This is a genomic window from Sorangium sp. So ce176, from assembly GCF_051519835.1.
In the GTDB taxonomy this organism is placed as follows: Bacteria; Myxococcota_A; Polyangia; order Polyangiales; family Polyangiaceae; genus Sorangium; species Sorangium cellulosum_G.
In genome coordinates this window covers 2,203,972-2,223,329 of record NZ_CP150371.1, presented here as the reverse complement: position 1 = coordinate 2,223,329, position 19,358 = coordinate 2,203,972, and the positions used below count along the sequence as shown (strand labels likewise).

General features: G+C 71.4%; 15 protein-coding genes. 6 read left to right on the top strand and 9 right to left on the bottom strand.

Annotated features, from left to right (window positions below; genetic code table 11):
- Positions 1-718 precede the first annotated feature (718 nt).
- From WMF42_RS08545 to WMF42_RS08535, 3 genes are read right to left on the bottom strand one after another with little or no spacing between them, the layout of a single operon-like run.
- Entirely contained in the window at positions 719-1,936 is a 1,218-nt protein-coding gene (locus tag WMF42_RS08545) for a tetratricopeptide repeat protein (RefSeq protein ID WP_437691362.1), read from the bottom strand.
- Complete coding sequence (locus tag WMF42_RS08540; protein WP_061605396.1) at positions 1,933-3,495, bottom strand: SpoVR family protein; 1,563 nt, start codon at positions 3,493-3,495, stop codon at positions 1,933-1,935. The genes WMF42_RS08545 and WMF42_RS08540 overlap by 4 nt, the downstream gene beginning before the upstream one ends.
- A gap of 6 nt (positions 3,496-3,501) precedes the next feature.
- Positions 3,502-4,611, bottom strand: a complete 1,110-nt coding sequence (locus WMF42_RS08535) for a DUF444 family protein (RefSeq protein WP_061605397.1) — start codon at positions 4,609-4,611, stop codon at positions 3,502-3,504.
- A gap of 170 nt (positions 4,612-4,781) precedes the next feature.
- Here WMF42_RS08535 and WMF42_RS08530 point away from each other — a divergent pair, with 170 nt between their 5' ends.
- The 3 genes from WMF42_RS08530 to WMF42_RS08520 all read left to right on the top strand — a co-directional run bounded on the left by WMF42_RS08530 (position 4,782) and on the right by WMF42_RS08520 (position 6,801).
- The gene (locus WMF42_RS08530; protein WP_437691359.1) at positions 4,782-4,946 is read left to right on the top strand and encodes a hypothetical protein; all 165 of its coding nucleotides are present in this window, start codon (positions 4,782-4,784) and stop codon (positions 4,944-4,946) included.
- 33 nt (positions 4,947-4,979) lie between these two features.
- On the top strand, positions 4,980-6,002 hold the full coding sequence (locus WMF42_RS08525) for a hypothetical protein (RefSeq protein WP_437691357.1): 1,023 nt from the start codon (positions 4,980-4,982) through the stop codon (positions 6,000-6,002).
- A gap of 196 nt (positions 6,003-6,198) precedes the next feature.
- Entirely contained in the window at positions 6,199-6,801 is a 603-nt protein-coding gene (locus WMF42_RS08520) for a hypothetical protein (protein WP_437691355.1), read from the top strand.
- 1,047 nt (positions 6,802-7,848) lie between these two features.
- Here the strand turns inward: WMF42_RS08520 and WMF42_RS08515 are convergent.
- The 3 genes from WMF42_RS08515 to glnE all read right to left on the bottom strand — a co-directional run bounded on the left by WMF42_RS08515 (position 7,849) and on the right by glnE (position 13,440).
- Complete coding sequence (locus WMF42_RS08515) at positions 7,849-9,288, bottom strand: carboxypeptidase-like regulatory domain-containing protein (protein WP_233562649.1); 1,440 nt, start codon at positions 9,286-9,288, stop codon at positions 7,849-7,851.
- 403 nt (positions 9,289-9,691) lie between these two features.
- On the bottom strand, positions 9,692-10,234 hold the full coding sequence (locus tag WMF42_RS08510; protein ID WP_061613003.1) for a hypothetical protein: 543 nt from the start codon (positions 10,232-10,234) through the stop codon (positions 9,692-9,694).
- 50 nt (positions 10,235-10,284) lie between these two features.
- Positions 10,285-13,440, bottom strand: coding sequence for a bifunctional [glutamate--ammonia ligase]-adenylyl-L-tyrosine phosphorylase/[glutamate--ammonia-ligase] adenylyltransferase (gene glnE / locus WMF42_RS08505; protein ID WP_437691353.1), 3,156 nt, complete (start codon positions 13,438-13,440; stop codon positions 10,285-10,287).
- A 124-nt stretch (positions 13,441-13,564) separates the two neighbouring features.
- Here glnE and WMF42_RS08500 point away from each other — a divergent pair, with 124 nt between their 5' ends.
- A complete protein-coding gene (locus WMF42_RS08500; protein ID WP_061611191.1) occupies positions 13,565-14,305 on the top strand; it encodes a metallophosphoesterase family protein in 741 nt (246 codons plus the stop codon).
- Between the two features lie 267 nt (positions 14,306-14,572).
- A complete protein-coding gene (locus tag WMF42_RS08495) occupies positions 14,573-15,505 on the top strand; it encodes a GGDEF domain-containing protein (RefSeq protein WP_061611190.1) in 933 nt (310 codons plus the stop codon).
- A 149-nt stretch (positions 15,506-15,654) separates the two neighbouring features.
- Here WMF42_RS08495 and WMF42_RS08490 read toward each other — a convergent pair whose 3' ends face one another.
- The 3 genes from WMF42_RS08490 to fni form a co-directional block, all read right to left on the bottom strand.
- Positions 15,655-16,032: a response regulator gene (locus WMF42_RS08490; protein ID WP_061611189.1), complete on the bottom strand. Its 378-nt coding sequence runs from the start codon at positions 16,030-16,032 to the stop codon at positions 15,655-15,657.
- Positions 16,033-16,034: 2 nt separating this feature from the next.
- On the bottom strand, positions 16,035-16,880 hold the full coding sequence (locus tag WMF42_RS08485) for a GAF domain-containing protein (protein ID WP_437691350.1): 846 nt from the start codon (positions 16,878-16,880) through the stop codon (positions 16,035-16,037).
- Between the two features lie 224 nt (positions 16,881-17,104).
- Positions 17,105-18,184, bottom strand: a complete 1,080-nt coding sequence (fni, locus tag WMF42_RS08480; protein WP_061611187.1) for a type 2 isopentenyl-diphosphate Delta-isomerase — start codon at positions 18,182-18,184, stop codon at positions 17,105-17,107.
- Between the two features lie 197 nt (positions 18,185-18,381).
- Between fni and WMF42_RS08475 the strand changes: the two genes are divergently transcribed.
- Positions 18,382-19,341 carry a hypothetical protein gene (locus WMF42_RS08475; RefSeq protein WP_061611186.1) on the top strand — a complete coding sequence of 320 codons (960 nt, stop codon included), beginning with the start codon at positions 18,382-18,384 and terminating at the stop codon, positions 19,339-19,341.
- The last annotated feature ends 17 nt before the right edge of the window (positions 19,342-19,358 follow it).

Sequence of the window (19,358 nt, the reverse complement as noted above, 5' to 3'; positions counted from 1 at the left end):
CTACCTCGATGCGACACCATGAGTCGTCTCGACGGTCAGACATTTTGTCCACAGAGCACCGGCGGCAGCAGCGACGATCTGTGGTTTGAAATACACATCCTCCCGACTCACTCTCGCCGAGCGCGTGGTGGTTGACCCTCAGGTCGTTTGGAACGGCTGGAGAGAGGTAATCGAAAGATCATCGCTGCTGTCAACCCCTGGCCGCGGGGCGAGGGTGCGCTCAGGCATCGTGTGGTACCGAACGTCGCCGCGGGAGTGCGGGGCGATGCGTGCGCTGACCTACCCGCCTGCCGGTCGCGCACCGGAGTCCAGTGCGTCTCTCGGACGCGGGTTTCGGTATGCGGCCCTTCCGCGCGGGAGTCGGCATCTCGGGGGCGCGGCGCCGAGCGCGGCGCCGCGCGAGCGCCCGCCGCTGGGGCGGCGGGTGCCGTCTCGCGTCCGCGATCGCTCACGACACCGATGGTCCTGCAGCCACCGTCCTCCTGCTGGTCGCCGCCCGATCGCGGGGCGAGCCCGCCTTCGGCGGGAGCGGCCAAGTGGTACGCGAGCTCTGACGCCGCGACGATTGCGCTTGACAATCAGCCACGCAGACCACGTGTGTAGTCAGCGCCAGGGCGCGTCTGCGCATGGCCGCCCGCGCGCAGCGCCCTTCGTGTCCTGACCGCGCGCCCGCGCTGCACGCGCCGCCGAGGCGGCTCGCGCAGCCGGCGCCTCCACGTCACCGCGGCGCGGCGCCGCGCCGCTCGATCGCGTCGAGCTCCTCCATCACGGCCTTCACCCGCGGATCCGTGGGATCGGCGGCGCGCGCCTTCTCGTACGCTTCGCGCGCGTCCCTGAGCTGCCCCGCCTGCGCCAGCGCGTTGCCCAGGTTGATCCAGGCGCTGCCGAGCTTGTCATCCAGCTTCAGCGCCTCGCGGTAGAGCGCCGTCGCCTTCTGCAGGTCGCCGCGGAGGTGGTGCGCATACCCGAGGTTCGATCGGTACGTGGCGCGGCTCGGGTCGCGCGCCACGGCGGCCTCGAGGTACGGGATCGCGCGCGCGGGATCGTTCGCGGCGAGGAGCGCCGTCCCGAGATCGTTTTGCAGGCGCGCGTCCGCCGGCGACAGCCGCGCTGCGCGCTCGTAGGCGCGGATCGCGTCGGCCGTCTTGCCCGCGGCAAGCAGCGCTGTCCCGAGGTTCGCCTGCCGCTCGGCGTCGCCGGGGGCGAGCTCGGCGGAGCGCGCGAGCTCGCGGACGGCGTCCTGCAGGTTTCCGAGCGCGAGGTGCGCGACGCCGAGCGCCGAGCGCGCCTCGGCGTCGCTCGGGGCGAGCTCCGCCGCCCGCGCGAGCGCGCCGAGCGCCGCCTCGGCGCGGCCGAGGACGAGGTACGCGCGGCCGAGCTCGAGGTGCGCCGGCGCGTAGCCCGGCTCGAGCTTCACCGCGCGCTTCAGCTCCGGAACCGCGGCGAGCAGCGTCCTGTCGTTCGGCGCGCCGCCGAACTCCGCGGACACCCCCGCCCTGGCGATCGCCGCGCGCTGCGCGCCGACGATCGCCGCAGCGTCTCGCCTGTCGAGCTGCGCCGCCGCGCGATAGGCCTTCTCCGCGGCGGCGAAATCGCCTGTCGCGTAGGCGGCGTCGCCCTCCTCGAGCTTCCTGTCCGCCGCCGTCCCGGTGCCGCGCGCGACGCGCGGCGGCGGGCTCGCCGCGGCAGGCTCGCTGGTCGACGGCGCGTCGAGCGGGACGCCCGAGCCGGCCAGCGGTCCCGCCGCCGCCCCGCTCCCCGCCGGCGGCGCGGCGGCGCTCCCCGCCGGCGCGACGGGCGCCGCCGGCGCCAGCGCAGGCGGCGGCGGGTCGAGCGGAGCGGACCGCGCCGGCGCCTCCGCGGGCGGCGGCGCGGCGGCGCAGCCGGCGAGCGCGAGCAGCGCCGCGAGCCGGCCGATCGATCCGTTGGAGCTCACAATTTGTAGGGCGTCATCGCGTGCTCCTTGCCATCGTACCGGAGCAGCACAGGCTTGTTATCCATCCTGGTCGCGACGCCGACGGGCCGCTTCCAGCACCGGACCAGCGCGACCAGCGTCTCGCGCGCGTAATCGGCGCGCAGATCGAAGCCGCCGTGCACGTGCTCGAGCAGGAGCTCCCCGCGGTTGCCGTAGTTGGCGTCGACCACGCGGATGTAGGGATCGCCGAAATTCGTGAGCTGGAAGAGGAGCTTCTCCTTCACCTCCTTGAACTCGCGGCTCTCGATCTCGAACCTGTCGTTCCGCCCGGAGAAGCCGAACGTGTACATCTTCTGGTCGATCACGAACTCCGGCGTCAGGAACTCGTCGATGAAGGTCACGTCGTTGTAGAGCGCGCGCACCTGGAAGATCTTCTCGCGGCCGAGCCCGAGGCGCATGTCCCATGTGCGCTTCGCGTCGAGGTCGGTGCACTCCTCCCACTCGCGGCCGAAGCGGCCCTTGTTCCACCGGTCCTCGATGTAGCGATAGAGCTCCACGCCGACCTTGTACGGGTTGAAGCGCCCCGGCGCCGTCGCCATGACGCCGGCGTTGTTCTCGGCGTAATCGATGATCTCCGAGGCATCGAGGACCTTCTCGGTCATCATCTTCGAGTGCCAGTACGAGGCCCACCCCTCGTTCATGATCTTCGTCTGCCGCTGGGGTACGAAGTAGTAGGTCTCCTCGCGGATGATCTCGAGCACGTCGCGCTCCCACCGGTCGAGCGGCGCGTGGTCGAGCAGGAACTTGAGCACGTCCCGCTCGGGGCGCTCCGGGACCCTGCGCTCGGGCTTCCTCTGCTCCTGCCGCTTCTTCCGCTGCGCCTCGAGGATCTCCTCCGGGTTGATGAAGGAGTCCATGTACTCCTTCGCCCGCAGCTTGTACGTGTCCATCGGCTCTTCGGTGGGCTCCTCATCCTCCCTGGGCGCCGGGCGGCCGGTGAAGGGGGCCCACGGGTCGATGAGGTTCTCGAGCGAGAGGCAGTGGTCGAGGAACGCCTCGACCTTGTTGATGCCGTGGCGCTCGATGTGGCGCGCCACGCGCGCGCCGTGGTTCGCCATCTTGTCGATCCACTTGCGGTCGGGATCGTAGTTCTCGGTCTTCCGCACGGGGTCGACGATCGGGCCGCGGTGGTCGAGATCGGTGGAGCGGAAGCAGAAGTTGTTCTTGAAGAAGTCGACGTGCGCGTACACGTGCGCCATCACGAGCTTCTGATCGGTGAGCGAGTTGCCCTCGAGCAGGTAGGCATACGAGGGGTTGTTGTTGATGACCATCTCGTAGATCTTGGAGAGGCCATACTCGTAGCTCTTCGAGAGCTGCTCGTACTCCATGCCGAACCGCCAGTGCGGGTAGCGGCTCGGGAAGCCGCCGTACGCGGCGATCTCGTTCATCTGGTCGTACGTCAGCATCTCGAAGATCACCGGGAAGAAGTCGAGCCCGTAGTCCCGGGCGATCTTCTCGATGCGCTCCTTTTCGGTGCGCAGGTAGCGGGGCAGCGCGGTGTTCAGCGCGAACTTGCTCATACCGCTCTACTTCCCCTTCCCCAGGAAATCCTTGATGCTGCCCACGATCGCGTCCTTGTCCCTGATCTCGCTCACGACGACCCGGTCGTCCTGCGAGAAGTGCTCTTTCAGGTCCTTGATGAACTGGCCCGACCCGTAAGGGCTCTCGACCTGCCCGTAGGCGAACATGTTGACCCGCGGCAAGATCTGCGTCTTCAGCACGTCCACGCAGGAGAGCGTGTCGTCCATCGACCAGTTGTCGCCGTCCGAGAAGTGGAACGGGTAGATGTTCCACTCGTCCGGCGGGTAGTCGTTATCGATGATCTGCGAGCAGAGCTTGTAGGCGCTCGAGATCATCGTGCCGCCGGACTCGCGCGTGTGGAAGAACGTGTCCCGATCGACCTCGCGGGCGATCGCGTCGTGGATGATGAAGCGCGACTCGAGGCCCTTGTACTGGCGGGTCAGCCACGCGTCGATCCAGAACGACTCGATGCGCACGATCTCCTTCTGCTCGTCGCCCATCGATCCGGAGACGTCCATCATGTAGATGATGACCGCGTTCGCGACGGGCTCGGTGATCGTCTTCCACGAGCGGTACCGCTTGTCGTCCGGGATCGGGACGACGACGGGCGCCGTCGGGCGGAACGTCCCGCTCGAGATCATCCGCTTCAGCGCCTCGCGGTACGTCCGCTTGAAGTGGCGCAGCGACTCCGGGCCGACGCGGCGGATGCCCGAGTAGCGGTCGTGGGCGTTCGAGATCTTGCTCTTGCCCTTGTCCTGGATGTCGGGCAGCTCGAGCTCCTCGCCGAGGATGCTGGCGAGCTCCTCGAGCGTGACGTCGACCTCGAGGAGGTGGTCGCCCTCGCCGCTGCCCGCCTGCCCTTGCCCGGGCTGCTTGTCGTCCGAGCCCCCCACGGGATCGCCGGGGTTGCCGTCGCCCTGCCCGACGCCGCCGCGCTGCTTGTCGCCGAAGCGGAAGCGCGGGATGTCGATCTGGGGGATGGGAATCGAGACGAGGTCCTTCCCCTTCCGCCCGATGAGCTCGCCTTGCGAGATGTACTTGCGGAGGTTCTCGCGGATGCGGCCGCGAACGATCTGACGGAAGCGCCCGTGATCCTGGTCGATCTTCAACGACACGCTGGCGAGTGTAGCATCGGAAGCGGTCTCCGGTCCGCACGTTCGGCGGGTCACGGCGTCCCCGCGCTGTCCGCCGTCCCACCGTCACGCCCGCCCGTCGCGGACCGCGCCCGTGGTAGCCTCGTGGACGTGCTTCTCCGAGCGGTCGATCTCCCACCCCCGAGACACCCGTGAGCCCGGCGACGCCGCTCCTCGGCCGCGCGCAGGACGGGGCGCCGTGCGCCGCCCCGGGCGACCGCTGCGCCGGGCCGTGTGCCGGGCGGGTCTGCGGCGGGAGCGGCCGGGACGGGGACGCGCGCGGCGCGGCCGACGGCGGCGGCGGCACCTGCTCCTGACGGACGATGCGAGGCGCGATCGTGCGAGGCTCGATGGGATACGGCTGCGCGCTGGCGCGGGGCGCCGCGCTCGCCGCGCTCGTCGCGATGACCGCGGCGCCGTCCGCGCAGGCCGCGCCGCCGGGGACGCCGGCCGAGGGGGCGCCGCCGCGCGATCTCGCGGTGGTCGGCCTGCTCGTCGATCTCGAGAAGATGGTCGAGGTGCAGCAGTCGCTCGGCTGGACGATCGACAGGTACGAGCTCGACGAGATCATGTCGCCCGCGCTGATGAGCGTGTGCTCGGCGACCCCGGAGACGCGCGTCGCCGCGCTCGCCGCGCTCGACCGGCAGATCCACGAGCGCGGCGGGCCCGTGGAGGAGGCGTTCCGGCGCCGCGGGGGCGACCTCGATGAGGTCGCGGATCTCCTGTTCGCGACCCGGGTGCGCGCGCTCCTCGACGAGGCGATGCGCCGCGCGGGTCACGGCCGCGACACGCGCGAGGCGCGCGAGACGTGCGCGACGTGCGAGACGTCGAGCCAGTGCCCGTTCTGGCTCCGCCCCTCGCCGGCGTTCCGGGGGCGCGAGACCGACGCCTACCGGACGACGCTCAACCTGGAGGGAGGCGGCCTCGGGGCGCTCGAGGCCGCGCAAGGCAGGGTCCTGCTCGGCGCGGGCGGGTCGGCGCGGCTGCTGCTCGGCCGTGGGCTCGACGAGCGCTGGACGTTCCTGGCCGGCGGCGAGTTCGGCGGCACGGCGCAGTTCGAGCAGACAGCGACGAAGACCCGCTTCCCCATCAGCTTCACCGCCGCGCTGCCGATGGTGCTGCGGTATCACGCCCGCACGTGGCACTACGAGGGTGAGCTCGCCTCGCTCGCGTACTTCACCCAGGACGACCTCCGCGTGAGCCCGGGGATGCGGCTCGGCGCGCTGGTCGGCGTCTCGGCCCTGCGGGTGCGCGGCATCATGCCGTGGGCCGGCCTCGGGATCGCGGTCGAGCACGTGCTGGGGACCCACCGGCGCCCCGCCCAGTGGAACCTCAAGACAGGCGCTCGCGTCGGCTTCGACTGGGATTTCTGAGCGCGCCGCGGCGGTCTTCAGAGGCGATGTGCGGGGAGCCCGACGCGCAATAGGCGCTTCCGCCCGGGTGGGCTACAGCGGCTCCTGATTTCGATTCCGGTACTTCCCGCCGACTTTCCGACCGGGAAAGAGGAAACGCTGTGGCACCATGAGTCCACGAGCGAGCTCATGTCGAGAGAGCTCGGGGGAGGGCTCAATGCCGAGAGGCGAGACAGCGAAGGATACGTCCAAGCAGAGCAAGCGGGTCGGGCGCGGCGAGCGGGAGCAGGCTTCGACCGCGACGTCCGAGGGCGAGGCCGGTCGGACGGCGTCGGGCCGGCGGACGCGATCTGCTGCCGGGGGCACGCGGAAGACCGCGGGCCCGACGCGGCGAGGAACCCAGGCCAAGAAGGGAGCACGCAAGGCCGGCGCAGGCGCCGGGGCGCGGCCGAGCGGGGCGCGGCGCGCCGCGGGGACGGCGAAGAAGGCGGAGGGCACGGCGAAGAAGGCGGGCGCCGGGCAGACGGGCCGGCTGCGGAGCGCCGCCGCGAAGAAGGCGGCCGCGACGAGGAAGCGGAACGCCGCCGGCGGGGCGGCGGGGCGCGCGCGCAGCACGGCGGGGCCGGCGGCCGGCGGCGCGCGGCAGACGGCGCGCAAGGCGGCCGGCGCGAAGCGGGCGACGGCGCAGCGCGCGGGCGCGACGAAGCCGCGGACCTCCGCCGGGCGCGGCGGGGCGCAGCGGACGAGGGCAGCGCAGCCGGGCGCGCAGCGGGCGGGCCAGAAGCGCGCGACCGCCGGAAGGCGGTCGGCGGCCCGCTGAGCCGCAGCGTCGGGCGCGCCGCGCGTCGCGGAGCGCCCACCGCCCCCTTTCCCATCTCTCATCCCAGGACGATCCGGCCGCTCGTCAGCGGGCGCCGCCGCGCCGGGGCTCGATCAGGGCCACGACGGCGCCGGCGAGGACAATGGCTCGTCGATCATGAGGATCACCCACGTGGCGGTGAGGAAGTGATACGAGGCCCCTCCGAGGCCCGCCGTCGCCGATCTCGCTCGCGCGCGCCTCGCGCAGAGCGGGCAGCCCGCGTCGCCGCGCCGACCGATCAGGTACCGGCGCGAGGACGGCGGCGGTGACGCAGGAAAGACCTGAACTTCATCGCCCTCCATCGCTCCGCGCTTCCCCCCCATCCTGCTCTGCAGCGGAAGCGCCTCCGTGCGCCCGGTGCCCTGCGACGCTCCGCGCGACCGGAGCGCACGCCCCTCCTCGCCAGTCCCGCCATCGAGGACCCGACATGCGGCCGCTGACGTAGGGGGATGCTGGACCATCGTAGGCATGCTCCTTCGGACGAGCCGAGAGCCAACGACCCAGGCGCGAGATGTGGCGCCGCACTGCGGCCGAGATTCATCCTAGCAGGATCCCGCGGCCACGCATGGATGACATTCCGTATCCGGGTAGTGCTTCCCACCGCGACAGCCTCTTGTCTCAGCTGTCGTGTCCCTGTGTATCTTGTGCATTTCCTCTGCTCGATCGATATCGCAACGAGGTGCGCGGGAGCAGAGCGTCAATTGCGCTGGCAGCGTCGTTCTACAGCACGGCGCGCATCATGGCGAGCGCTGGCCTCGCGTGAGCCGCGCGTGAGGCGGGATCTTCCGGAACGATGTTAAGGCATGTCCTGATGGAGGCCGGCGCTCACCGCGCCGGCGGGGCGGCGCCTGCTCCCGCCCGCCGCGCGAGCGTCATTCCCAGGGGGACTCCGGGAAGAGACGATGGTTATCAGAAGGGGTCTGACGGCCGTCGTGCAACCGCGGGGCACCGCGCCGGAGCTGGCGCACCGGCGGCGGCGATCCGGGCTCACGGCGCGCGCGGGGCGCGTCAGCGCGGGATGGGCTCCGGGACCGGCGGCGGCTCGTCGTCGGGCACGATGCACGCCGACAGGTCAAACAGCATGAAGAGCAGCGCCTTCTCCTGCGGGGTCAGCTCCTCCGTGGAACAGCCCTCCGGGAAGGGCGGGCCCGTGAGGTCGCCCGCGGAGACGTGGATGTCGGTGAACACGAGACGACCGCACTGCTGGTCTTCCGGGACGCCGATGGGCGTGTTGAACGTGAAGTACTGGACCCCCGCCGGCTCGGGCTGATCGTAGTAGATCCACCGCGTCGAGATGTCGTCGCTCACGTCGTTCACCGTGTGCTGAGCTCCGTTGATCACGATCTGGCCGTGCACGTCCGACGCCCCGACGTTGACGAGCCAGTCCGCCAGGGCTTGCCCCTTCGGGAGCGTGGTGTCCACGAGCGCCGTGAGCGGGCTCTCCGGGTCCTCGTTGAAATTGTCCCAGACCGCCGTCTCCGGGAACGGCGCCGGCCCGCGCTTCAGCCAGACGTTGTGCCAGTGGGACGCGAACACGCGCCCGCCGAGCGACGTGTAATCAAACAAGGCCTGGCGCGCGGTCTCGGGCTTGTCGGCGACGTACGGATCGCCCTCGCAGGCGAGGATCACCATGTCGTACTGGCGCAGGCTGTCCACGGTCCCCCAGAGGCTCGTGGCCGGCGTGAACTCCACGCCTTGATTCAGGCCGTCCCCATACCGCGTGGTCACGGGGTGCCCGGCGTCGCCGCGGCCCGCAAACAGGTTGATCCGGCCGGTCCCGGTCTCGGGCGTGAACTCGCTCTCCGAGATCCCGAGCTTGCGCAGCAAGCACTCGAGCGGATCGGCGCCGCCCGTGGTGAGGGCGATCTTCGGGATGTGCCCCTCGTCTTGATTGCGCGGCAGCCGGATGGTCCCGGCGTCGGTCGGCGTGTCCTTGCACCCCTCGACCGCCGGGAGGACGATCTCGCGCCGCCACTTGCCCACCTGGACGACGAGCGGGATGTCCTCTCCGGCCGGCACGTCCTCCAGGACGAAGTTTCCCTTGGTGTCGGTCAGCGCGGTCACGATCGGGGAGCCCGAGAGCGTCGCGCTGCACTGATCGCAGGTCGCGCCGTCGGTGATCGGGTCGAGCGGCGCATTGGGCACGTAGACGATCACGTTATAAAGGGGCAATTTGCCCGAGGGATCGTAGACCGTGCCGCTCACGGTGGTCTTCGCCTCGCCCTCGCAGTCGACCTGCTGGCATTCGAGGCCCTCGCACGGGCCTTCGCCGCCCGTGCCGCTGCTCCCGACGTTCACCAGGACCCCACCACCGATACCGAAGTCGTTGCCGCCAACCCCATGTCCGCCGCCAGGCCCCGCGCCGCCGGATGCCGTGGTCGCCGTGCCCCCCGTGTCGCCGCAGGAGCAGCCAGCCATGACGCCCGGCGCTACAGCGATCGCAGCCATCAAGACTCCCGCCTTGCCCGACCAAGTCAACATTTCGAGCCTCCCGGGCGCTGCGGGCAAACGTGCCCTGCTGCCGCCCAGTGTCTATCGTAGGCCACTGCCTAGAAATCGGGAAGTATGTCCGGCGAGGAGCAGGAATGAAGCGATGGTAGATTCGGGTAAGCCCTGATACCCCAAACTACCTCCTCCGCGCAGGACGCGCGCAGCGTAAGGTCGGACGGTCGGATAGAGGATCTCCGCGCGTGCGACATGGTGTGAGCGACGATGACAGAGGGATCGGCGCACGGGCCGCGGGCGCGCGGCGCGCGGACGCGACGGCAGCGCACACGTACGTCGCGAGCGAGGGAGAGCGCGAGAGCGGCGGCGCCCTGGGCCTTCCGGAACGGAGCCGCCGGGCGATTGACTACTGCGGGGTCGCGCGCGTCAGACCGAACCAGAGCACGGCGTGCCAGCTCTCGTTCCATCTCAGCAGCATCGGTCCGATCGCAAACCCGGGCCCCGCGGCGCGCAGCTCGTCCTTGAGGGCGCTCACGGGCCATGGATTGCCGAACGCCTTCTCGCCATAGGTCAGCGCGAGCGTCGGCGCGCCGTCGAGCTCCGAGGGCAGGAGCTGCGCCTTGAAGCGCCACACCTTGCTCCCGAGGACCACGTTCGTGCCGGAGTTGCCCCCGTGGTCGAACTCATTGCCTTTCCAGGGCATCCAGCGCGACGCGAGCGCCGTGATCAGCGGGCGCGTCGCCATGTGAACCCCGGCCGTCGGGTGCAGGGCGAGCAGGCGCCCTCGCGGCGCGTCGCCGAGCTCCGCGGGATCGGCCGGCTTCCCCGCCTCGTAGAGCTGCCGCAGCGCGTCCGGGTGCGCGCCGACGAGGCTGTCGAGGGAGGTTGCCTGGATGTTGCAACGGCGCGCGACCGCCGACGCTGCGTGATGCTCGCTCTGGGTGGTCATCGTCTCGCGCCTGGCATTCCACCGCGCCCCGCGAGGGTCAACGGCAACCGTCAGCGCGCCTCGCCGGACGCGCTCGACTCCGGCGCCGCCTCGCTCCCGACGATGGCCTCGTACGCCGCGCGGACGCGCCCGGTGATGGCGCCATAGCGCGCGAGAAGCTCCCGCGCCGACTCGGCCGCGGTGCGGCCCCGGATGCCCGTCCGCCGCGCGAGGAGCGGGACCCCGGGCGCGTTCTCCTCGAGGAGCTGCGAGGCGTCCGCGTGCACGATGCGGATCCGCTGCTCCAGCTTGCGCAGGAAGGCGTGGCCGTCCCGGAAGACCTCGGCGTGCTTGGGCGACAGGTACCCGGCCGAGGCGAGCGCGTCGATCGCCGCGAGCGTCTCGGTGGTCCTCACGCGCGGGTCGGCGCCGTGGCGCATCTGCAGGAGCTGCACCGAGAACTCGATGTCCGCGAGGCCGCCCCGCCCGAGCTTGAAGTCGCGCCGGCCGCGGCGCTCGTGCGAGAGCTCGCGCTCCATGCGGAGCCGCAGCCGGTGGATCTCCTCGGCGATCCGATCGAAGTCGCCCGCCTGGAGGTACGCGGCCTCGTGCGCGATCGCGATCGCCTCCGCCCCGAGCTCGGGATCGCCCGCCGCCGCGCGCGCCCGGATCAACGCGAGCCGCTCCCAGGTCGCCGCGCCGATGTGCCGCGCCCCGGGCGACGAGTCGGGCTCCGCGGACGCCGACGCCGCCGCGCCCGCGCGGCGGATGCCGTGATAGCGCGCGAACGAGTCGATCGACGTGACGAGCAGCCCCTGGCTGCCCGACGGGCGCAGGCGCGTGTCGAGCTCGTAGCCCGGTCCGGCCGCGTGCGACATGGAGATGAGCCGGATGATCTGCCGGGCGCGCCGCGCGTAGTACGTGCCTGGATCCGAGCCGGGCCCGTGATCGCCGGACCACGCGCGCGCCGGGTCGAACAGGAAGAAGACGTCCAGATCGGACCCGTAGCCGATCTCGCGGCCGCCGAGCTTGCCCATCGCGATCACCGCGAGCCCCCGCACCGGCTCCCCCGGCGGCGTCCCCAGCGCGAAGCGCGTCGCGGCCTCCAGCGACGCGTCGGCCAGATCCGAGAGCGCGAGCGTCGCCTCGCGCGTGCCGACCTCGCCGCTGAGGTCGGCGAGGCCGACCTCGATCGTGACGCGCGCCTTGGCGCGCCGGAGCGCGGCGATGATCGCCTCCTCGGGATCGTCGTCCGGCGCGGCCTCGCTGAGGCTCTCCTCGATGGTGTGTCTGATGACGTCGGCGCCCGGCGCGCCGCGCGCGAACAGGACGACGTCGACGAGCTCGGGGTACCTGACCATGGCGTCGCCGATGAACGCGCTCGACCCGAGCGCCTCGACGAGCCTGCGGAGCGCGCGCGGCTCGTCGCCGAGCATGCGCGCGTAGACCGACGAGTGCCGGATGCGGGAGAAGCACAGCCGGAGGAAGCGCGCCGCTTGCTCCGGATCGGCGGCGTCCACGACCGCGGCGAGCAGCGTCTCCGCGAGCGACGAGGACGCCTCGCGGCTGCGCGCGCCGAGCAGGCCGTCCGGGTGCCGCGAGAGCTCGAAGAGGTCGTCGGCGACGTCGCGGAAGCGCGCGACCATCGAGGCGTGCGCCCCCGGCTCGAGCGGCGCGGCGCCGGGCTGCGCGGCGCCCTCGGCCGCGGCGCCCTCGGCCGCCGCGGCGCTGACGGCGGCCTCCGGCTCGCCCGCCGGGCCGCCGAGGACGAGCACCGCGTGCTTCGCGAGCGCCTCGGCGAAGGCGTCGCGATCGCCGCGGTCGAGCGCGGCCATCGCCTCGATCCACCGCGACGGCCGGGAGCTCCCCTTCGGCAGGAGCGACAGGAGCCGGGCCTTGATCCGGCTCCGGCGCTGCTCGGTGTCGGCGAGGAACGCCGCGGCGTCCTTGAAGCGCAACGTCCGGGCGAGGCGCTCCATCTCGGCCTCGCTGTCGGGGAGCAGGTGCGTCTGCACGCCGGTCGCGGACTGGACGGCGTGCTCCGCGCGGCGGAGCGCGAGGTAGCCCTCCACGAGCTCCCGCCCCTCGCGATCGGTCACGTACCCGAGCGTGCGCAGGCGCCGCAGGCCGTCGAGCATGCCCTGCGCGCGCGCCCGTGGCTCGCGCCCTCCCCAGATGAGCTGCAGCGCCTGCACGAAGAACTCCGCCTCGCGGATGCCTCCCGGGCCGAGCTTCAGGTCGCGCGAGGCGTCGTGCGAGAGCTCGACGCGGGCGCGCTCGACGAGCTCGATCATGTCGACCGCGAGCTGCGGGTCGACCCGGCGCCGCCAGACGAACGGGGCGAGCACCCCGAGCGCCTCCGCGCCGAAGTCGAGATCGCCCGCGATCTCGCGGGCGCGGAGCAGCGCGGCGCGCTCCCAGAGGCGGCCGAACGACTCGTAGTAGCGCTCGGCCGCGGCCAGCGAGTTGACGATCGGGCCGCTGCGGCCCTCGGGGCGCAGCCGGAGGTCCACGCGCCAGACGAAGCCGTCCTCCGTGACCTCCTCGAGCGTCGACGTGAGGCGGCGCGCGACGCGCGCCCAGAAGTCGTGCAGGGTGACCGAGACGGCGCGATCGCCGGAGGGGCCGACCTGCCCCTCGTCGGTGTCGTAGAGGTAGATGAGGTCCACGTCGGACCCCGCGTTGAGCTCGTCGCCGCCGAGCTTGCCCATCCCGAGGACGACGAATTTCGACCGCGCGCCCGTCGCCGTGCGCGGCTCCCCGAACCGCGCGGTCACGGCCGAGACGGCCTCCGCGAGCGCGACCTCGATCGTGGCCTCGGCGAGCGCGGTGAGCTCGCGCGCGGTGTCGTCGACGTCCGCGCCGCCCGCCGAGGGCGGGAGCAGCTCGCGCAGCGCGATGCGGATCCGCTCGTCGCGCGCCCCGCGCCGGAGCTCGCGGCGGACACGGTCGGCGTCCGAGACGTCGCCGACGCGGGCCCGGAGCCGCGCGAGGTACGTGGCGCGGTCGCGGGCGGTCTGGTGGCCCTCGGCCGCGAGCCGCTCCGCGATGTCCGGATTTGCCTCGATGACCGCGCCGATCGCGGGGTAAGCGGCCGTGAGGAGCGCCGCGATCGCGAAGGCCATCGTCCCGGGGCGCAGGCGAGGCGTCAGCCGCGCCGCGCGCTCCTTCACGCGTTGCTCATCGATCGCGTTCGCGATCTCCAGGAGCCTCGAGACCTGTTGCATGGCCGGAGGCTAGCAAGACCGTGGGGCGCGAACGTCGGTTCCGCAGCGCCCGACCGCCAGTTTATCGCGCCCCGACCTCACCTCGCGCCTTGGCGGAGCCGCTCCCGGATCCTATGCTCGCCGGGTGCGATTGCTCTGCGTCTCGGATATCCACGGCCACGCCGACGCGCTCGCGGCGGTCCTGGCCACCGCCGAGCGCCGAGGCTACACCCAGCTCCTGGTCGCCGGAGATCTCTGCTTTCCCGGCCCGAAGCCGCTCGAGACATGGCGCCGGCTCACCCAGGCCAAGGCGGTGTGCGTACAGGGCGTATCCGATCGCGCCCTGGCGACGCTGGACATCCACAACGTCAGGCCACGGAGCGAGCACGAACGGGCGCGGCTCGATCGCCTGGCCCAGACGCGCACCGAGCTCGGCGAGCTGATCCTTGCCCGGCTGGCGCGGCTCGCCCCGACGTACCGCCTGCCGCTCGAGGACGGCGGCGAGCTCGTCCTGGTGCACGGCTCCCCTGCGGACCCGCTGGAGCCGATCTCCCATGACATGACGGACGAGGAGGTGCTCTCCCTGCTGGGCGACGATCCGGCGGACGTCGTGATCTGCGGCGGCTCGCATGTCCCGTTCGACCGCATGGTGGGCGGCGTCCGCATCATCAACGTCGGCTCGGTGGGCGAGGCGCCGTGCTCGATGCGGGGCGACGTGCGGGACGTGGATCGCGTGCGCGTGGGCGCGCGCCCTTCGGGCGAGCTTGTGCGCAGCGGGGCCGTCTCCACCTTTGGCACGGGGCACGCCGACGCGACGTTCGTCGAGATCCGGGCGGGCGAGCTCTGGGTCGAGCAGGTCGTGGTGCCGCTCGGCAGAGCGGCGTGAAGGCGCCTGCGCGCGGCAAGGCACCCTGCGCGCGGCAAGGCACCCTGCGCGCGGCAAGGCACCCTGCGCGCGGCAAGGCACCCTGTGCGCGGCAAGGCACCCTGTGCGCGGCAAGGCACCCCTGCGCGTGGAGGCGCGCGCGGGCGGGAGAGGCGCGCGTGATGCGCGCAGACGCACGTTGCGCATCCTACCCGACACGGAACATCGCCTGCGCCATGCCCTCGCGCTTGAACCTGTTTCAAGGATTGAGGATCATCCTCAGGGAGCATGGGCAGCTACCACCCCGACGATGACTTCGAGGCCACGCGGGTGGCCAACGTTGGGGAACTCCAGAAGGAGCTCCCGGCGCGCTCGCCGAAGGACCGCGCCTACCTCATCGTGCTCGCCGGCTCGAACGTCGGCGAGATGTACCGGGTCGAGGGCGCCGAGATCGTGATCGGCCGGGCGTCCGGGGCGACCATCCGGCTGAACGACGACGGCATCTCGAGGCGCCACGCCCGCCTCCTCCAGAAGGACAGCCAGGTGCTGATCGAGGATCTCAACAGCTCCAACGGGACGCTGGTGAACGGCGAGCACGTGACGCGCGCCGCCCTGCAAGACGGCGACAAGATCCGCCTGGGTTCGACGACCGTCCTCAAGTTCACCTACCACGACTACCTGGACGAGTCGTTTCAGCAGCAGATGTACGATGCCGCGCTGCGCGACGCCCTCACGAAGGCCTTCAACAAGAAGTACTTCCTGGATCGGCTCGAGACCGAGGTCTCCTATGCGCGGCGGCACAGCGCGCACCTGTCGCTGCTCATGTTCGACGTCGATCATTTCAAGAAGATCAACGACACATTCGGGCACCTCGCCGGCGACTACGTCCTCGCGAGGATCGCCAAGATCGCGAGCAACACGGTCCGGACGGAGGACGTGTTCGCGCGCTACGGCGGTGAGGAGTTCGGCATCCTGTGCCGCGGCGTGGCGCTCGAGAACGCGGGCATCCTCGCCGAGCGGCTGCGGCTCCTCGTCGAGGGGTCGGTCTTCGAGCACGAGGGCGTCCGCGTGCCGACGACGATCAGCGTCGGCGTCGCGGCGCACCCCGACATCCCGGTGCAGAGCGGCCAGGAGCTCATCGCGGCGGCCGACGAGGCGCTCTACGAGGCGAAGCGCACCGGCCGCAACCGCGTGCTCCTGAAGTTCGGCCAGAAGACCTGAGCCCGGGGCTCGCGCGGGAGCACAGCGAGCATCGCGCGGAGCTCGACGGTGGGCGGCGCGCGTCCACGGCGCGCTCACGACGCCTACCCGAGCAGGCCGCGCGGGCGCTGCTCGGGCGGCCGGTGCGCGCGCGCCTGACGGCGCGCGCCTCACTCGATCTTGAGGAGCTCCTTCACCTTGGCGATAACCTGCGGCGCCTGGATGGGCTTCGTGATGTACGCGTTCGCGCCGAGCTGCAGCGCGCGCTGGCGATCCTCCTGAGACCCCTCGGTGGTGATGATGATGATGGGGGTGTCCTTGTGGACCGGATCCGTGCGCACGCGCTTGACGAGCTTGAGCCCGTCCATGATCGGCATGTTGATGTCGGTGATGATCACGTCGTACTTGGTCGAGGCGAGCTTGCGGAGACCGTCGACGCCATCATCCGCCTCGGTGACGCGGAGGTTCTTCACGCGCGCCAGCGCGAAGACCAAGAGCTGCCGCATCATGGGCGAGTCTTCAACGATCAGACACGAGTACTCGGCCATGATCAGTCCTCCAGGTCCAGGAATGCCTGGACGCCGGGCACCTTCCGGCCGGCGTCGGTGAAGAGCCGCGCGTTGATGAGGGCGGGGGCGGCCTGGGCCCCGAGGAGCTTGAAGAGCTCGGTGTCCACGTTCACGAACTCCGTCTTTTGCGGGAGCGTGCTGAAGATCGCGATGACACCCACGGTGCGCCCGTTGAAGTCGAGCGGGATCACTGCAGCGGGGTCCTCGAGGCTCCCCTTGGAGACGTCCTTGGCCTCGTCGAAGAAGATCTCCCCCTTCGAGAACGCCTGGCCGATCACGCCTTCGGTCACCGGCATGCGCGCGATCTCGTCCACGGCGGCCCCTTCGCTCGCGATCGAGACGAGCTCCTTACCATCAGGAGACGCCAGGTACACGGAGAAGGCGCCCGCCCCGAGGAACTGCGCGAGCAGCTCCTTCAGGTTGCGCAGGACGTGGCGCACGTTGCGTGCCGCGTGGAGCTGCGACAGCGCGACGTACAGGTTCGCGAGGTTCGCGAGCTCCCCCTCCGCCTCCGAGTAGCGGCTGTTGAAGCGGTCGGAAGCCGCCACCATCCGCACCGACTGCGTCACGAGGTCGCGCTTCTCCTGCTCGAGCTCCTCGATTTTGCGGAGCAGATCGCGGATGGCCGAGTCGCTCGCGAGGTGCGCGCGGAGCTTGCCGTTCTCCGACTCGAGCTCGGTGATCTTGTCGCGAAGGCGCTCGTTCTCGCGGAGGAGCTCCTCGGTCAGCTGCGCCCCCTTTCGGAAGAACTGCTGAATGAAGGCATCGCGCTCCTTCTTCAGGTCCTCGGGGGGACGATCGCTCTGACGCCCTTTTTTCTCCGTCATTTTATCCCGGGGTTCTCCAGAGCTTCGGACCGTATCATGCGGGGCTGACCGGACGGAAGCGTCGAGCGCGGGCCCCAGCCGCGCCCGGACTCCCCGCCGGAAGGGCCCGGAAGGGCGAGCGCCCGGCGCACCGCGGCCGTCACAGACGTCGGGCTGGGCCCGCTGGCCCTACCTCGGGGACGGGCTCCCCGCCTCCCCGGCCCACCTCCCCCCCTCTCCACTGCTTACGCCTTCTCCATCTGCTTCAGCAGCTTGGCCCACTGGCGCAGCTCTCGGCCGAGCAGCACCGGCGTCTTCCGGAGCGACGCGACGTCGCGCGCTCCGACGAGGAGCATGACCGCCCGGAGCTCCGTCTCGATGTTCTCGAGGTACCGCACCGCGGCGTCCCTCCCCCCCGAGACGAAGGCCTGCAGCACCGGCCGCGCGATCCCGGCCGCGTGCGCGCCAAGCGCAAGCGCGCGGGCGATGTCAAGGCCGCTCGTGATCCCCCCTGTCGCGATGACGGTCTTGAAGCGCGGACGGATGGTGCGGGCGATGAGCACCGAGGCCGCTGTCGGGACCCCCCACTCGCGCAGCGCCTCGCCGAGCGAGCGGGCGGCGCCGCCGGCGCGCGCCGTCTCCACCGCGACCCAGGACGTGCCGCCGGCGCCGGAGACGTCGAGGTTGCGGACGCCCGCCCGGACCAGCCGGTACGCCGTCCCAGGACCGATCCCGCAGCCGGTCTCCTTCGCGACGACCGGCACGCTGAGGCCGTTCGCCAGCCGGCTGATCGCCTCCAGCGCGCCGGCGAAGTCGCGATCGCCGCCTGGTTGCACCAGCTCCATCGCGGGGTTCAGGTGGACGCAGAGCGCGTCGGCGCCGACCTGGGCGACGAGCTCGGCGACCGCCTCGGTCGAGAGCGATCGCGCCTGCACGGCGCCGATGTTCCCGAGGAGCAGGGCGGTCGGCGCGGTCTCGCGGACCTCGTACGTGGCCGAGGCGTCGCCGTTCAGCATCGCCCGCTGGCTCCCCAGGCCGAAGCCGTACCCGCGCTCCTCGGCGATCTGCGACAGCTCCCGGTTGATCGTCTGCGCGCGCTCTGTCCCGCCGGTCATGGCCGCGATCAGGAGCGGCGCGCGGAGCCGCTTGCCGAGCAGCAGCACCGAGGTGTCGATGGCGTCGAGGGACAGCTCCGGCAGCGCGTCGTGGATCAGCTCGACCTGCTCCAGAAGCGTGGTCTTGGCCCGGAATCCGACGTCACCGGTCGCGCAGAGCTCGATGTGGTCGGCTTTCCTCTCGGAGATGTCCTTCGCCTCTTCCGTCATGGGGGCACAACTTTACGCGGTCGTTGACCGCCGTCGAAAAGGAAGTGCCATGGACGAAAAAACGCAACGAAAGGTCGAGGCCAGGTGCGCTCCAGGGGCTGGTAAGGAGCCGACGAGGTGCGGAACCCGTCGCCAGGCGCCCCTCGCCGATGAAGCTACTGCGCGACCGGCCCGCGCCCGTGGCATAAAGTAGCCTCATGGACCTCCCGGACGAACCCCAGATCCGCTGGATCCTTCGGACGACCGCCGCCCTCCTCCAGCACGGCGCAGAGCCGGTCCGCGGCCTGGTGCAGCCGACGGCCGAGTTCTTCCCCGATCCGTACGACGGCTCGCCGAAGACGGTGGCCGCCCTGATGGTGCGGGTGCAGGAGCACGCCGGGCTCCAGGATCTTCCGGTGGAGCTCGCGGTGGTCACCCCGGAGGGGCAGGCCAGCACCGTGAGCTGCTCGAGCGGCGCGTGCGGCGGGATGGCGCTGGACACGAAGCTCGAGCGGGTCGCCCGGCGCCCCGACGGCGGGTACCGGGTCGCCGTCTCCGCGGGCGAGCTCCGCAACCCCACGGTGCTCACGACGGCGTTCGTGCGCGCTGTGTCGTTCATGTTCCTGAGCGAGGCGGACGTCTTCGACGCGCTCGCGCCGCCGGACCGCGAGCCCGCCGTGGACCTCACCGCCGTGCTGCTCGGCTTCGGCGTCCTCACGACCAACGGCTCGTACCTGTACGCGAAGGGGTGCGGCGGCGTGCAGGTGCACTCCGCGACCAAGATGCCGGTCGACGAGCTCGCGCTCGCGCTCGCCGTCTACTGCCGGCTGCACGACGTGCCGGACCGGACCGCCGCGCGGCACCTCGACGTGACGCCGCGCGCCCACTTCGACGAGTCCGCCGTCTGGGCCAGCTCCAACATCGCGCTCGTCCGCATGCTGCGGGCCGCGCCGGATCGGATCGCCGCGGACGACTACGCGATCGGCGAGTCGAGGAGCTGGCTGGCCCGCGCGCTCGGCCTCGGCAAGCGCCGGCCGGCGCGGACGGCGGAGGACGAACTGCGAGAGCTCGAGCGAGCGCTCGCTGCCGACGCGGCGAAGCCGCGATCCCTGGATGAGGGCAAGGCGAAGAAGCTTGCCGAGATCCGCGCTCTCGTCGACGAGAGCCTTGAGCGCTGAGAGAGCTGAGAGAACTG

Coding starts and splice junctions, on each gene's coding strand:
- WMF42_RS08490 (WP_061611189.1), bottom strand. CDS start 16,032: ATGGCCGAGTACTCGTGTCTGATCGTTGAAGACTCGCCCATGATGCGG.
- WMF42_RS08540 (WP_061605396.1), bottom strand. CDS start 3,495: ATGAGCAAGTTCGCGCTGAACACCGCGCTGCCCCGCTACCTGCGCACC.
- WMF42_RS08510 (WP_061613003.1), bottom strand. CDS start 10,234: ATGACCACCCAGAGCGAGCATCACGCAGCGTCGGCGGTCGCGCGCCGT.
- WMF42_RS08475 (WP_061611186.1), top strand. CDS start 18,382: ATGGACCTCCCGGACGAACCCCAGATCCGCTGGATCCTTCGGACGACC.
- WMF42_RS08525 (WP_437691357.1), top strand. CDS start 4,980: ATGGGATACGGCTGCGCGCTGGCGCGGGGCGCCGCGCTCGCCGCGCTC.
- glnE (WP_437691353.1), bottom strand. CDS start 13,440: ATGCAACAGGTCTCGAGGCTCCTGGAGATCGCGAACGCGATCGATGAG.
- WMF42_RS08485 (WP_437691350.1), bottom strand. CDS start 16,880: ATGACGGAGAAAAAAGGGCGTCAGAGCGATCGTCCCCCCGAGGACCTG.
- fni (WP_061611187.1), bottom strand. CDS start 18,184: ATGACGGAAGAGGCGAAGGACATCTCCGAGAGGAAAGCCGACCACATC.
- WMF42_RS08520 (WP_437691355.1), top strand. CDS start 6,199: ATGCCGAGAGGCGAGACAGCGAAGGATACGTCCAAGCAGAGCAAGCGG.
- WMF42_RS08515 (WP_233562649.1), bottom strand. CDS start 9,288: ATGGCTGCGATCGCTGTAGCGCCGGGCGTCATGGCTGGCTGCTCCTGC.
- WMF42_RS08495 (WP_061611190.1), top strand. CDS start 14,573: ATGGGCAGCTACCACCCCGACGATGACTTCGAGGCCACGCGGGTGGCC.